Below are 14,266 nucleotides of genomic sequence, written 5' to 3'. Positions count from 1 at the left end.
TTACTTTTTAGGGTTTAGGTAATCATCATTGTTATTCTTCTTATACTGTTCTGAAATCTCATCCTGAAAGGTTTCAAAATGATGCTTCAGGACATTGTCTATGTAACTGAATATGGTTACTTCATTTTTTCCTATAACCCCTACAATCTTTGAAATCCGGTTATGGTATTCCTTACGGATACTTACTAATTTTCCGTTTCTTGTCGGGATACCTGCATTGACAAGAAACTGTTTCTTATAGCCGGAAGATTCGGGTTTCGTTTTATCACCCGGAACGACTATCATTTCTATTTCAGGAGCCGTTTTTTCTTCGTATTCTTTCCGCATACGTTTCTTATAGCGAATAGCTTTCGGCAGAATAATTGCCGCCAGTATCACCAATCCCCAGAGGACAATTCCTATTATTGCCTTATCTCCGCTATCTATTAAAAATGGACTGACTATCATAATTTGATTGTTTTATTGTTAGAAAATTCCTTCGTTGTTTTTATTGTACAATTCCGTTATCTCATCCTGATAAGCAGCAAAATGTTGGGACAGTACATTATCTATATAGCTGAATAAAGACACCTGATTTTTACCGATGACCTGAACGATCTTCATAATCTTTTCATGGTGGTCTTTGCGTATGTAAACAGATTTTCCGGTACGTGCCGTAATGCCGACTTCCTGAATAAACAGGCTTTCGTAATCAGGAGATTTACTGCGTTTCCGTTTGGTTTCCTCACGGGGGGATTCTTCCTGAATAACTTCCGTTTTTTCAGGTTCCACGCTTTCCGCTTCCTGTTCCTGTTTCTTTTCGTGTTCAGGAACTAATGCTCTGGGTATGGAACTCGGATTATTCCGGCGTTCCTTATTCTTGAATGAGGATATGACAAAACTGGCATCAATCTCATTCAGGTTTACTTCTTCTTTCTTTTTCGCCATAATCGGTTATTTTAAAGTTTCCAACATTTCATCTATCAGGGCATCGAGGTTACTGCCTCTTACCAATGCTTTGTCCGCAGGGAACAGTGTAGAGCGGAACAGGGCTTTGTGGTTTACCGACTGCTCCCGGCGGAACCGCTTACTGTCGGGCAGGAATGTTTTGAAAAGCGGGAAACCCAGTTTATCAATCACATCTTCATACACTTCGTAGAGTTCGGTTTTCTCCCGACCATCAACGAGATTCCAAAGCAGGTACAGCCCTTTGATTTTTGCTTTGCCGGGCGTAATCAGGGCATCATTGACCGTAATCACATATTGCAGGGTGCTTTCCAGTACCAACCTGTCAGCACTGATCGGAGCAATAATGTAATCCATGAGTGAAAGCGTGTGTACAACTGCCGGATTGTTGATTGTTCCGGGCAGGTCGAAAAATACGAAGTCAGGCTGCAATACTTCAATAACTTCCTGTGCATCTTCCATAGCATTTTCTGGGCTGCTTTCGATAACTTCATAAGCCTTTTTACCCAATGCAGAAAACTGTTCGTAAGCCATGAGCTTGTAATGGTCATCATCCATCGACATTTTTATATCACGCTCACGCATTTCCGCAATCGAGTGTTGTGGAAAGTCGCAATCAATCACGGCTACGTTATAGCCTTTCACATAGTGCAAGTAAGAAGCAACCAACACCGTAAGAGTTGTTTTTCCGGCTCCCCCCTTTTGGGTACTGAAAGCCACGTTCAAAGTTTTCTTTTCCATTGTCTGAAATTTTTAATTATTATACATCGTTTGTATCTCTGTCCGGTTGAACAACCGTCTGTCTGTTCAGCCATACGTTTGATTAGTTATCCGTTCATCTGTCCGTCCGTTTGACCGTTTAGCCATTTGGCTGTTTGTCTGTCCGTCTGTTTAGCCGTTGGAACGTTTAGCCGTTTAGCCAGTCATTTGTTTGTTCAGCCATTTGTTTAGCTATTAATCCGGCTGTATCTCCATATAGCCGACTGTATGTTTTTATATCCGTACAGCTATTCATTTAGCTATCCGGCTGTCTGTTCATACAGTCATTTTCTCTGCAAATAAAAACCTATTTATTAGCAGAATCATCACTTTTTCACGAGGTGGCAGTGAGTGGCGTCGATTTGGCAGCGAGTGGCTTCGCTGCTTGGAATACAGCACGTTACTTTAGCCTATAACTTTGCTGCATGAAATGTCGGGAGATATCCGACCGCCATTTTCGCTCGTTTACTCGCATTCATATCTGTCCCTGTTCAGGACAGATTTTATTTGCGTCATGGCAAATAGCAAGCTGTGTTTTTTGCTGCACGAAACAAGTTCTGCTGCAAAAAACGCTTGCCCCTCCGGGGGGGCGCAACCTCCGAAGTCGGTTGCTTATAATGAATCATTCGGGCGATGATTGTTAAGGCGGCAAGGGTGCCTAACGACGGATTATACCACTAAAAAATCCGACGTATGAATGAAAAAGCAAAGAATCTCCCCAAAAGGGGAAAAGGGGGTAGAAACCCCAAGAATGATCCGGCGAATTACCGTTATTCGGTAAACTTCACCGCAGTAGAACATGCCCGGTTCCTCACCATGTTTGAGCAATCAGGGCTACAATCGAAGGCTCGTTTTATCGCTGCCCGTGTTTTCGGGGACGAGTTTCGAGTGGTAAAAATCGACCGTTCCGCTATGGAATACGTTACTAAACTCACATCTTTTTACGCACAATTCCGTTCCGTTGGGACGAATTACAATCAGGTTGTAAAGGAATTGCATACCAATTTTTCAGAAAAGAAAGCACTTGCTTTGCTCTATAAATTGGAAAAGGCAACGGTAGAACTGGCAGAAACGGGGAAAAAAATTCTGGAATTATCGGAAGAATTTAAGGAACAATGGTTGCAAAAATAAACATCGGTAGTAACCTGTACGGTGCATTGACGTACAATCAGGAAAAGGTTGATAAAGGTCTGGGAAAGATATTAGGTGCGAATCTTGTGTTTGAACCTGCCGATGGACACTTCAACGTTATTGATTGTATTGAGGACTTCATGCAGTTTATCCCGTCGCACTTCCGTACCGAACAACACGTTTTCCATGTATCCCTGAATCCACATGAGGATGATGTTTTGACAGATGACCAACTGGTAGATATCGGAAGGGAATACATGAAACGATTGGGGTATGGCGATCAACCTTATCTGATATTCAAGCATGAGGACATTGAGCGGGAGCATATGCACATTGTATCGCTTCGGGTAAAAAGCGACGGAAAAAAGGTTTATGATGGAAAAGAACATGAACGAAGTAAGGCTATAACAGAAGATTTGGAACGGGAATATAACTTGCATCCGGCAGAAGGACAAAAGCAGGGTGAACAATGGGAACTAACCCCTGTCGATTTTTCAAAGGGAAACCTTAAAAAGCAGATTGCATCCGTTATCAAACCGCTGGCTTCTATGTATCACTTTCAAAGCATGGGAGAATATAAAGCCGTCCTTTCCTTATATAATATAAATGTTGAGGAACTGAAAGGCGAGGCAAAAGGAAAGCCTTATCGGGGATTGCTTTATTCCGCTTTGGATAGTGAGGGCAACAAGGTCGGCAATCCGCTAAAGTCTTCCATATTCGGGAAGTCAGTCGGTTACGATGGACTGGAAAAGCGTATGGAGAAATCTGCCGAACGCATCAAAACTAAAAACCTGAAGACACATACATTAAAAGCGGTATCGGAAGCCAAGCAGGGCAGCCAAAGTGAGAGCGAGTTCCGAGCGAAGCTAAGGCAGCAGGGTATTGATGTTCTGTTTAGGCGGAATGATGAAGGACGGATATATGGCGCTACATTCATAGACCATACTACCCGCACCATACTGAACGGTTCCCGATTGGGTAAAGAGTATTCCGCTAATGTTTTCAATGACCTGTACGGTGGAAAACAGGAACAAGCACAAGAGCCAGTCAAAGACACACGCCTTTCTGATGTTTACAATAATATTCAGCCAGGCACGCACCATGATAACAGTTACACTTCGGATAGTGTAACCGGTGGGCTTTTCTCAATTCTTAATCCGGAGCCGGAGAACCATCCTAAAGAAGAAATGCCATTACCACGTCGTAAGAAAAAAAAGAAGCGCAGGTATGGCAGGCAGATGTAATAAAATATAGGTTTTGTTTGTCATTTCACCTATACGATAAAAGACGGAATCAGGTTATTGATTTCGTCTTTTATAATTAATAACTTGCCCATTAGGATGTTGAATCAACAAAGTTATTGTCTGTAATTAACTATATTTATTCTGGATCTGCCGTGTGTTGCTTTTTTTTATAGTCAATTAAATCTTTACCCGAACCTTTCATCAGATCAATAGCCCATTTTGTTATTACTACCGAGCTTATTATACCACTCAAACAATCTAACCAATATATCTGCCAAAACATTCCGATAGTTAGGGCAATAATAGCGGTTATACTTGTTAATCCGTCAGCCAATACATGTAGGTATGCCGAGTGGATATTATGGTCACGATGCTCATGATCGTGATGCAGGAATACTGCACTTAGAGCATTTACAATCAATCCAACAATGGCAACGATAATAGCTTCCTTGAAAAATATATCTACTGGATTCATTAACCTTTGTACGGATTCAACTGCCATCAATACAGCTACAATCAGCAATGCTACGGCACTCGTATAGCCGGATAAAGCCAATAGTTTCCCTTTATTGAATGAGTGATTTTCTGTTTGTGAATACTTACGGGCTGCATAGTAAGCAACCCATGTCAGACCTAAAGCAAGTACATGGGAAGCCATGTGCCAGCCGTCAGCTAATAATGCCATTGAGTTAGTCCAGTACCCGAAGCTAATTTCTACTACCATTGTTGCGGCTGTCAGCAAAACAACCCATTTGGTTTTCTGTTCGTTGGTATGTGTATGATTTTTAGTATGCGGATGATTATTCTCCGCATGATTATGTTTATCTCCCATGATGATTAATATTTTATTTGGATAATCGTCTTATTATTTAGCTAAGAAGTTATTTATAAAATATTATTCTTGGGTGGATGCCAGATTGAGTTAATAAGATTTTGAGGAATATAATATGTGTGATCCGGTATTTTAATATCGGATTTTATGGCAAATGGTTTTTCAGGATTGTCGAAAGAATGTTCCGCAAATATAAAAGGATTAATATGTACTGTATTAAGTGAGTTATGAAAAGGCAAAGATGCGTGATTGTGATTTGCCTTTTTTTTCGTTTTATGCTCATTTTCGGAATAATGCAGTTTAAAAAAATCTTTTAAGTCAATGGATGTTTCTTCAGTGTGTTCGCAATAATGTTGGATTAAAAAAGGCAAGCGATATATTTCCTGCAAAACAGTATTAGTGAATCCTATTTGCAGGGACAGTAAAGTAACGACTATGATGGTCAAAAATTTCACGCCTCAAATTTAGCAATATTCCTTAAAATAGTAAATCACTATTTTAAGGTATTTACTTATAAGGTACCTCTTATTCCATTTTAGCGCCACTCGCTGCCAAATCGAAGCCACAAGCGACCACATGACAGAAAATCAATCATTTACAAGAACAACCTCTCTAATTTCGCTTCTCAAACTTTTAATTTTTAAAGATTATGCAACAAGAAGATGATTTAAGAGGACTTGCCAAAGTGATGGAGTTCATGAGGGCAATCAGTATTATTTTTGTAGTGATAAACATTTATTGGTTTTGCTATTACGCTTTGCGTGAATGGGGAATCAATATTTCGGTAGTTGATAAGATACTACTGAACTTTGACCGGACTGCCGGACTATTCGGTAGTATTCTTTATACCAAATTATTTGCCGTTGTTTTCCTTGCCCTTTCGTGTCTGGGAACTAAGGGAGTTAAAGAGGAAAAAATCACTTGGCCGAAAATCTATGTTTTTCTGACAATAGGTTTTATCCTGTTCTTTATGAATTGGTGGATACTTGAATTGCCATTACCTGCATCGGCTACAACAGGTTTTTACATCCTGACAATGGCAGCAGGTTATCTGTTCCTTTTGGTCGGTGGATTATGGATGAGCCGTTTACTCAAAAACAATATGTTCGACGACGTATTCAACACGGAGAACGAGAGTTTTATGCAGGAAACACGGCTATTACAGAGTGAATATTCCGTGAACCTGCCTACGAAATTCTGGTATAAGAAAAAAGAATGGCGGGGTTGGATAAACGTTGTAAATCCTTTTCGTGCAAGTATTGTGTTAGGAACTCCGGGCAGTGGGAAGTCATACGCTGTTGTTAATCAATACATTAAGCAACAAATTGAGAAAGGATTTTCAATGTACGTGTATGATTTTAAGTTTCCTGACCTTTCTACAATCGCTTATAATCATTTACTGAACAATCAATTAGGCTACAAAAAAGTCCCCACGTTTTACGTGATAAACTTCGACGATCCGAGCCGTTCACACCGATGTAATCCAATCAACCCTTCTTTCATGGAAGATATTAGCGATGCTTACGAATCGAGTTATACAATTATGCTTAACCTTAATAAAACATGGGTGCAAAAACAAGGCGACTTCTTTGTGGAATCTCCGATAATTCTGTTTGCTGCTATTATATGGTATCTCCGAATTTATAAAGACGGAAAATATTGCACATTCCCTCATGCGATAGAGTTCCTGAATAAAAGGTATGAAGATATTTTCCCTATTTTGACAAGTTATCCCGAACTGGAAAACTACCTAAGTCCCTTTATGGACGCGTGGCTTGGGGGCGCAATGGAACAGTTGCAGGGACAGATAGCAAGTGCTAAAATACCGCTTTCAAGAATGATTAGCCCGCAATTATACTGGGTAATGAGCGGTGATGAGTTCACGCTTGATATAAACAACCCTGATGATCCGAAGGTATTAGTCGTAGGCAATAACCCCGATAGGCAAAATATATACGGCGCAGCTTTGGGACTTTACAATTCCAGAATAGTTAAATTGATAAACAAAAAAGGGCAATTAAAGAGTTCGGTCGTAATCGACGAATTACCGACAATTTATTTCAAAGGTCTTGACAATTTGATCGCAACAGCCCGTAGTAATAAGGTTGCTGTGCTTTTGGGCTTTCAGGATTTTTCGCAGCTAATAAGGGACTACGGGGATAAGGAAGCAAAAGTTGTGCGCCCATAAGGGCATACAATAATTATCTCTGTGGCAGGAGATTAGACAAGTGTTCTTTGAAAAGGATCTATCGCCGCTGGCTTATCTGTGAGGAGAAATCAAACAGGGAGTGTAGCATGCCAGTAAAGCCGAAAGTCAACGAAGTTACCGAGTTGCGACTGAATGGTGGGCGAGACAGATAGATATGAGGATAAAATCCATACTGATTGAATGATAGTCCGAGTGGTTAGTGCTTTAAACTATGACGTCAAGGTAACTATAATCGTCATACTGCAATACCCATTTCCAAACGACTGGGGGAAATGTGGCAGGAACTTATTGCAGCGCATCACAATAAGTGAGTAAAGGACGGAAGTCGTATCCGACAATCTATCGCGCCATATATTATTGTATGTTTTAATGGGGATTGCCTAAACCGGAACGCCAGTTGTAAGGCTATGAGGTACAGACCTCTGAATATCCGGCATGGCAACGGAGCCGCCGTAGTAGTCTGAGCAAGGGAAAGCCTTGTACACGTAAATCGGAATTTTCCGATTTACAATGGCGAAGGGTGGCAGCCAGCTTATTTTAATACAATTAACGGAAAATGTGAGAGACATTATGAGAAGTCCAGAGAAAGTATTAAACAATCTAACGAAACACAGCAAAATTTCGGACTACCAGTACGAAAGGCTGTACCGGATTCTGTTCAATGAAGAAATGTATTATGTTGCCTATCAAAAGTTGTATAAAAAGACAGGTAACATGACAAAAGGTTCTGACGGCAAGACTATTGACGGCATGAAACTTAAACGCATTGGACGGCTGATTAAGGTTCTGAAAAACGAATCATATCAGCCTAAACCGTCACGAAGAACGTATATTCCTAAGAAGAATGGGAAAAAGCGTCCTTTGGGAATACCTGCTATTGGTGATAAATTGGTGCAAGAAGTAATCAGAATGGTACTTGAGTCCGTTTATGAAAAACAATTTTGCTATTCATCACATGGATTCAGACCGGGAAAGAGTTGCCATACTGCACTTATTCACCTGCAAAACACATTTATTGGGGCTAAATGGTTTATCGAGGGTGATATTAAAGGATTTTTCGATAACATCAATCATGATGTGTTGATTAAAATTCTGCAAAAAAGTATCAAAGACGATAGATTCATACGGCTTATAAGAAAGTTTTTGAATGCAGGGTATGTTGAAGACTGGGTGTTACATCGGAACTTTAGTGGTACTCCGCAAGGCGGTATCATCAGTCCGATTCTTGCCAATATCTATCTGAATGAATTAGATAAATACATGGAAGAATACATTCAAGAATTTGACAAAGGTAAAAGACGGCTGAGAAATCCCGAAGCCCGGGTACTGGAAGGACGGAAAATGACTGTTACTAAAAATTTAAAGAAAGAAACAGATGAAGCTAAGAGAACTGAACTGCAAAAGGAAATTAGAGAAATAGAAAAAAAACGAATCCTTATCCCCTATGGAATAGAAACGGATGACACTTACAAAAGACTAAAATACGTGAGATATGCAGATGACTTCCTGATTGGAGTTATTGGCTCTAAAGATGATTGCATAAAGATAAAGGAAGACATTAAGACTTTCCTTGAAAATAAATTGAAATTGGAATTATCGGAAGAGAAGACCCTAATAACGCATGGGACAAAACCTGCAAAATTTCTCGGATTTGACATCTATGTACGTAATACCAATCTACCTAAAAGAGATTCTTCGGGAAAATTGAAACGTGTCTACGGAAAGAAAGTCGTGTTGAAAATAACAACAGAAACCATGAAGAAAAAGCTGCTGGCTTACGATGCCCTCAAATTAAACATTATAAACGGCAAAGAAGTATGGAAAGCTAAACCTCGTGTGTATCTGACAAATAATGACGACCTTGAAATATTAGACAAGGTCAATTCCGAAATCAGAGGATTCTATAACTATTACTCGATAGCTAATAACAGTACAGTAATCAACTCATTCTATCGTATCATGAAAGAAAGTATGCTGAAAACTTTTGGACATAAATACCGGACATACAGGAAACACCTGATGAAACGGCTTCGTGTAGGAAAAGAAATCGGTATTCGATTCAAAGACAAACATGGCAACGAAAAGGTGAGAATCTTCTATCACGACGGATTTAAACGAAAGGTAACAGACAAAGCTGCTGATTTTGATAACATGCCCCGGTCTAAGTACAACCTTGCACGCACAAGTTTAGTTGACAGGCTAAAAGCAAGGAAGTGCGAATACTGTGGAGCTACTAAAAATCTGGAAATGCACCATGTGCGTAAACTCAAGGACCTGAAAGGTAAACAGGCATGGGAGAAGCACATGATTGCACGACAGAGGAAAACGATAGCAGTATGTTATAATTGCCATAAGAAAATACATAATGGTAAATTTTAGATTGATTAAGTTGGTGGAGAGCCGGATACATGGAGACGTGTACGTCCGGTTCGGGGGCGAGTATCTGAAAACCCGCCATAGCAATATGGAAATGGGCGTTGGGTGCTTAGCCTACGTGATGAACACCGTAGGAAATGTTTTTAGCGGTCAGGTTGTGGGAGAAACTGCAAAAACATTATCCGATAGATTTGGTAAAGTCTTACAGAAACGCCAGTCTATGACTATTAACCGCAATGATAAATCGACCTCTATAAGTACCCAGATGGATAGCTTGATACCACCGTCCAAAATCAGTAACTTGACACAAGGGATGTTTGTCGGAGCGATTGCCGACAACTTTGATGAACGTATCGAGCAGAAAATTTTCCATTGTGAAATAGTTGTAGATAATGCAAAGGTAGCTGCCGAAACTAAGGCTTATCAATCTATTCCTATTATTACCGACTTTAAAGACGAAAACGGAGTAGATAAGATGAAAGAGCAGATACAGCTCAACTATAACCGTATCAAAGAGGAAACCAAACAAATTGTTGCAGAAGAACTACAACGCATTAAGGATGATCCTTCATTGGCTCATTTATTACAGCAACAAGAATAAATATACATATATATATAATGTAGGAGAGCCGGATTTCCGGCTCTTTGTTTTTCCTATAACGCCACTCACTGCCAAATCGAAGCCACAAGCGACCACCTGCCGAAAAATCAACAGCTAACCTCTTGATTACCGCTACTTTTATTCTGCATTAATAGTGATGCAGAACAAAAACAGTTTTTATTATGGATGAAAAATTAAATCCGAAAGACAAAGTTCTCCTGATGCGAGATGAAGGAGAAGGCAACAAACTCAAAGTCGTGAAAGGCATCGACAAAAAAGGTAAAATTGATGCCATTGATCCCATGAAGGCGAAGCAAACCGATTTTATCAAAATTGACAAACACGCCGATCCCCTTGAAAACTTTTTCAAAAACTTCTTTAATCAAGCTAAAAACCCGTCGCATACAGGATTCTATGCGGTTACCGTCGATATGCTTGATAAAGTATTAAAACTAAGTGATGAAGATTTGGAGAAGTATCGTATCAATCCGAAAGATTATATGAATCAGCAGGAACAATCCACCAAAGAGAGTGAAAAGCAAGTTCAAACCGAAAAAAAAGAAGAAAAAATGGAAGCAACACCAGCAACCGAACAGAAGACCGAATTTAAGCAATTCGACACAAGCCGTATCCCTGAAAGTGAATATCAGAAATACGGTATCAAGCCCGAAAATCTGGAGGGCGAACTCAAAGCCATGAGTTACGGGTATAAATCTCCGCACCTTGTAGATATCAACCCCAAAATAGAGGGAGTAGAATATCCCATGAAAGCCCGTCTTTCACTGGAGGAACAGCCGGATGGCAGCCTGAAATTTACCCCGCATCCATACCAACAGCAGGTTGATTTGGAAAAACCGTTTCAGGGCATTATGCTCCCCAATGACGTAAAAGAAAACCTGTTAGCAACGGGTAACAGTGGTAGGGTGGTAGAACTGGAGCCAAGACCGGGCGAAAAAGTACCGTCGCTTATTTCTATCGACAAGCAGACTAACCGTTTGGAAGCCGTACCCCTTGATAAGCTCACAGTATCTCAAAACCTGAAAGGTGTTGAGTTATCTCCTGAACAACAACAGGCATTAAAAGAAGGGAAAAAGGTACTCGTAGAGGGTATGACCTCCAAAAAGACAATAGGTACCGATAATCCTAAAAAATTCGATGCTTATGTTCAGTTTAATGCAGCCAAAGGCGGTTACGATTTCAATTATGACGGATTAGACCGCAATAAGTATCAGCAGAACAATAGACAGGAACAAAGCCAGAACGGAGAACAGCAGAACCAAGTCCGTATTCCTAAAAAACTTTTAGGCGTTGATTTGGACGATAAACAACAAAGTTCTCTCCGGGAAGGAAAAGCCGTCTATGTTCAGGGTATGATGAAAGACGGAAAGGGCGAGCCTTTCAATGCCTATGTAAAGGTCAATCAGGAAAAAGGCAAACTGGATTTCTTTAAGTGGAACCCGGACAGAGCCAAAAAGCAAGGTGCGGATGTGAAAGTTGCCGAAGGCAATAAGACACAGGTAGCAGTCAATTCACAGGGTAAAACCAATGAAGCAACCAAACATTCAAATGAACCCCTGAAACAAGGTCAGCAAAACCCGACCGAAAAGCAGCAAGAGCAGAAGCAGATTAGAAAACCTGTGAAAAAGTCCACAGGACATAAAATGTAATACCAACCACTAAAAAATCCAATAGTAAATGAAAGTAATAATTGCAGAAAAGCCAAGCGTAGCCCGTGATATAGCGGCTATCGTTGGTGCGGATAACCGCAAGGACGGTTATTTAGAAGGGAACGGATATTGTGTAACGTGGGCATTTGGCCACCTCATAGGACTGGCAATGCCGCAGGACTATGGTATTACAGGATTTCAGGCTGAAAACCTACCGATACTTCCTGCCGAATTTAAGTTATTGCCTCGTCAGGTAAAGGACGGTAAAGAATACAAACCTGATCCGGGCACAATGAAACAACTTAAAGTTATCAAAGAGTTATTTAATAAATGTGAGCGTATAGTGGTTGCGACCGATGCAGGACGTGAAGGGGAGTTAATTTTCAGATATATATATAATTATCTGGAGTGTTCCCGCCCTTTCGACCGTCTTTGGATAAGCTCTCTCACGGATCAGGCTATCCGCAAAGGATTGGAGAACCTACGTCCGGGAAAAGAGTACGACAACCTGTATCGTTCGGCAAAAGCCCGGAGCCAAGCCGATTGGGTTGTCGGGATAAACGCTTCACAAGCCCTGTCAATATCAGCCGGGCACGGCGTATGGTCATTGGGACGGGTGCAAACACCTACACTCGCCATGATATGCAGCCGTTATCTGGAAAACAAAGATTTCAAACCGCAAACCTATTTTCAGGTAAAATTGCATACGGCAAAAGATGCAACCCAGTTCGCCGCTATTTCCACAGAACGGTACAACACAAAGCAGGAGGCAGACGACATCTTAAACCGTGTCCGATCCGCCGAATCCGTAAACGTGATAAGCGTAGAAAAGAAAGAAGCCAATCAGGAACCGCCATTGCTCTACGATTTGACTACTTTGCAGAAAGAAGCGAACAGCCGCCATAGTTTTTCAGCAGATAAAACCCTGTCGGTAGCCCAGTCGCTTTACGAAGCGAAACTTATTTCCTATCCAAGAACGGGCAGCCGTTATATTTCCGATGATGTTTTTGCCGAGATACCCGCCCTTATAGGTCAGTTATCCGGTTACGCTCCATTCGGCAACTATGCAAAAATAATGTCAGGGGCAAGCCTGAACAGGCGTTCTGTAAATGATAAGAAAGTAACAGACCACCATGCTCTGATTATCACCGAAAATATGCCGAAAGATATTTCAGCCGACCAACGTATCATATACGATATGATTGCTGCCCGAATGTTGGAAGCCTTTTCCGGCAAATGCACCAAAGAAAACACAAGCGTTTCTTTGGATGCTTCGGGCATTGCTTTTTCAGTCAAAGGTAGCATTATCCTTATTCCCGGTTGGCGTGCCGTATTGAACGCACCTGATGAAGAAAAAGGCGAAGACGATGCTCCGGCACTTCCATCCCTGTCCGATGGGGATGTACTTCCCATTAACGGAACGGACTTACTGGAGAAACAAACCAAGCCCCGCCCATTACATACGGAAAGTAGTTTATTATCTTCTATGGAAACCTGTGGTAAAGACCTTACCGACGAAACGGAACGGGAAGCGCTCAAAGAATCGGGTATCGGAACACCTGCCACCCGTGCCGCTATTATCGAAACGCTTTTCTCCCGTGAATATATTCAGCGTGAAAAAAAATCCCTTGTTCCTACCAATAAAGGATTGGTAGTCTATCTGGCTATCCGTGATAAAAAAATAGCGGACGTAGCTATGACCGGAGCATGGGAAAGCGCATTGAATAAAATAGCAACGGGAGAAATGGATGCCGATACCTTTCATAGAAGTATCGAAGTATATGCCGCACAGATTACCACCGAATTACTGGAGAAGAAAATCGAAGGCGGCAATACAAGAGAGAGCTGTCCATGTCCGAAATGTAAAAACGGTCAGGTAGTAATATTCCAAAAGGTTGCAAAATGTAACAATGAGGCTTGCGGACTGACAGTATTCCGGAATAAATCAGGAAAAGACCTGACGGACGGACAACTGAAAGACCTGCTTACCAAAGGCAAGACAGGTACTATCAAAGGCTTTAAGAGTAAAGAAAATAAGCCTTTTGATGCTGCCGTAGCTTTTGATGCAGAGTATAAAACGATATTCCAATTTGATAATTCCAAAAAGAGGAAAAAGTAATGAAAATAAGTTTGTTATTAAATTTAGGACAGGCATTGACGAGAAATGCAAATCTGGATAAGCCGACTAAAATGCTATATTCTTTTATTGATTATTGTAAAAGTCATGATTTTCCATATCCTACTATTCCAAGAATCGGAGAATTTATTTCATTGGAAGAGTTCTTTATAGAATGGGCGAAATCGCTTGATGACTGCGAATTAAATATGCTTGATAATATTAATTCGCTAACTACGTGTATCGGTAAGGAAATTAAGGTCATCAATGTTATTCACAATGTAAATCGCTCAGTCCTGTACTGTTCTGACTTGTATAAATTGGAATAAAACAGCTATCTTTGCCACTAAGAAGTTCATATGGCACAGGTTTTAATGAGAAATTAT

At 40.7% G+C, this 14,266-nt stretch carries 10 protein-coding genes and 2 pseudogenes; 8 read left to right on the top strand and 4 right to left on the bottom strand.

Translation table 11 applies throughout. From position 1 onward, the window contains the following. Genes M1P97_RS06835 through M1P97_RS06825 form a run of 3 tightly spaced genes read right to left on the bottom strand, consistent with a single transcriptional unit; the run spans position 1 to position 1,686 of the window. On the bottom strand, positions 1-447 hold the full coding sequence (locus M1P97_RS06835; protein ID WP_129733326.1) for a DUF3408 domain-containing protein: 447 nt from the start codon (positions 445-447) through the stop codon (positions 1-3). 18 nt (positions 448-465) lie between these two features. After that, positions 466-927 (bottom strand): DUF3408 domain-containing protein, encoded by a 462-nt coding sequence (locus M1P97_RS06830; RefSeq protein ID WP_129733327.1) that lies wholly within the window; start codon positions 925-927, stop codon positions 466-468. A 6-nt stretch (positions 928-933) separates the two neighbouring features. Continuing rightward, complete coding sequence (locus tag M1P97_RS06825; protein WP_129733328.1) at positions 934-1,686, bottom strand: ParA family protein; 753 nt, start codon at positions 1,684-1,686, stop codon at positions 934-936. Between the two features lie 711 nt (positions 1,687-2,397). On the opposite strand from M1P97_RS06825, the gene mobA reads away from it, so the two are divergent. Continuing rightward, positions 2,398-2,835 carry a conjugal transfer protein MobA gene (gene mobA, locus M1P97_RS06820; protein WP_129733329.1) on the top strand — a complete coding sequence of 146 codons (438 nt, stop codon included), beginning with the start codon at positions 2,398-2,400 and terminating at the stop codon, positions 2,833-2,835. Next, on the top strand, positions 2,820-4,079 hold the full coding sequence (mobB, locus tag M1P97_RS06815; protein ID WP_129733330.1) for a conjugal transfer protein MobB: 1,260 nt from the start codon (positions 2,820-2,822) through the stop codon (positions 4,077-4,079). Before mobA ends, mobB begins: the two co-directional genes overlap by 16 nt. A 136-nt stretch (positions 4,080-4,215) precedes the next feature. Here mobB and M1P97_RS06810 read toward each other — a convergent pair whose 3' ends face one another. Next, entirely contained in the window at positions 4,216-4,911 is a 696-nt protein-coding gene (locus tag M1P97_RS06810) for a cation diffusion facilitator family transporter (protein ID WP_129733331.1), read from the bottom strand. A 646-nt stretch (positions 4,912-5,557) separates the two neighbouring features. Here M1P97_RS06810 and M1P97_RS06805 point away from each other — a divergent pair. The 6 genes and pseudogenes from M1P97_RS06805 to M1P97_RS06780 form a co-directional block, all read left to right on the top strand. Continuing rightward, positions 5,558-7,090, top strand: a pseudogene (locus M1P97_RS06805) (YWFCY domain-containing protein); the annotation flags it as partial. A 600-nt stretch (positions 7,091-7,690) separates the two neighbouring features. Continuing rightward, positions 7,691-9,499 carry a reverse transcriptase domain-containing protein gene (locus tag M1P97_RS06800; RefSeq protein WP_249388751.1) on the top strand — a complete coding sequence of 603 codons (1,809 nt, stop codon included), beginning with the start codon at positions 7,691-7,693 and terminating at the stop codon, positions 9,497-9,499. Between the two features lie 115 nt (positions 9,500-9,614). After that, positions 9,615-10,097 (top strand): annotated as a pseudogene (locus tag M1P97_RS06795) (conjugal transfer protein TraG); the annotation flags it as partial. A gap of 182 nt (positions 10,098-10,279) precedes the next feature. Next, a complete protein-coding gene (locus tag M1P97_RS06790; protein WP_129733333.1) occupies positions 10,280-11,764 on the top strand; it encodes a DUF3945 domain-containing protein in 1,485 nt (494 codons plus the stop codon). 28 nt (positions 11,765-11,792) lie between these two features. Beyond that, the gene (locus M1P97_RS06785; protein ID WP_129733334.1) at positions 11,793-13,883 is read left to right on the top strand and encodes a type IA DNA topoisomerase; all 2,091 of its coding nucleotides are present in this window, start codon (positions 11,793-11,795) and stop codon (positions 13,881-13,883) included. After that, positions 13,883-14,209 carry a hypothetical protein gene (locus M1P97_RS06780; protein ID WP_129733335.1) on the top strand — a complete coding sequence of 109 codons (327 nt, stop codon included), beginning with the start codon at positions 13,883-13,885 and terminating at the stop codon, positions 14,207-14,209. The genes M1P97_RS06785 and M1P97_RS06780 overlap by 1 nt, the downstream gene beginning before the upstream one ends. Positions 14,210-14,266: the final 57 nt, after the last annotated feature.

This window comes from Parabacteroides leei (genome assembly GCF_023369805.1).
Lineage (GTDB): Bacteria > Bacteroidota > Bacteroidia > Bacteroidales > Tannerellaceae > Parabacteroides > Parabacteroides leei.
This window is presented reverse-complemented; position numbering and strand designations above follow the sequence as displayed.

Bases quoted from the DNA above. Each gene is read 5' to 3' on its own strand.
- M1P97_RS06785 (WP_129733334.1), top strand. From the start codon at position 11,793: ATGAAAGTAATAATTGCAGAAAAGCCAAGCGTAGCCCGTGATATAGCG.
- mobB (WP_129733330.1), top strand. From the start codon at position 2,820: ATGGTTGCAAAAATAAACATCGGTAGTAACCTGTACGGTGCATTGACG.
- M1P97_RS06835 (WP_129733326.1), bottom strand. From the start codon at position 447: ATGATAGTCAGTCCATTTTTAATAGATAGCGGAGATAAGGCAATAATA.
- M1P97_RS06800 (WP_249388751.1), top strand. From the start codon at position 7,691: ATGAGAAGTCCAGAGAAAGTATTAAACAATCTAACGAAACACAGCAAA.
- mobA (WP_129733329.1), top strand. From the start codon at position 2,398: ATGAATGAAAAAGCAAAGAATCTCCCCAAAAGGGGAAAAGGGGGTAGA.
- M1P97_RS06825 (WP_129733328.1), bottom strand. From the start codon at position 1,686: ATGGAAAAGAAAACTTTGAACGTGGCTTTCAGTACCCAAAAGGGGGGA.
- M1P97_RS06830 (WP_129733327.1), bottom strand. From the start codon at position 927: ATGGCGAAAAAGAAAGAAGAAGTAAACCTGAATGAGATTGATGCCAGT.
- M1P97_RS06790 (WP_129733333.1), top strand. From the start codon at position 10,280: ATGGATGAAAAATTAAATCCGAAAGACAAAGTTCTCCTGATGCGAGAT.
- M1P97_RS06780 (WP_129733335.1), top strand. From the start codon at position 13,883: ATGAAAATAAGTTTGTTATTAAATTTAGGACAGGCATTGACGAGAAAT.
- M1P97_RS06810 (WP_129733331.1), bottom strand. From the start codon at position 4,911: ATGGGAGATAAACATAATCATGCGGAGAATAATCATCCGCATACTAAA.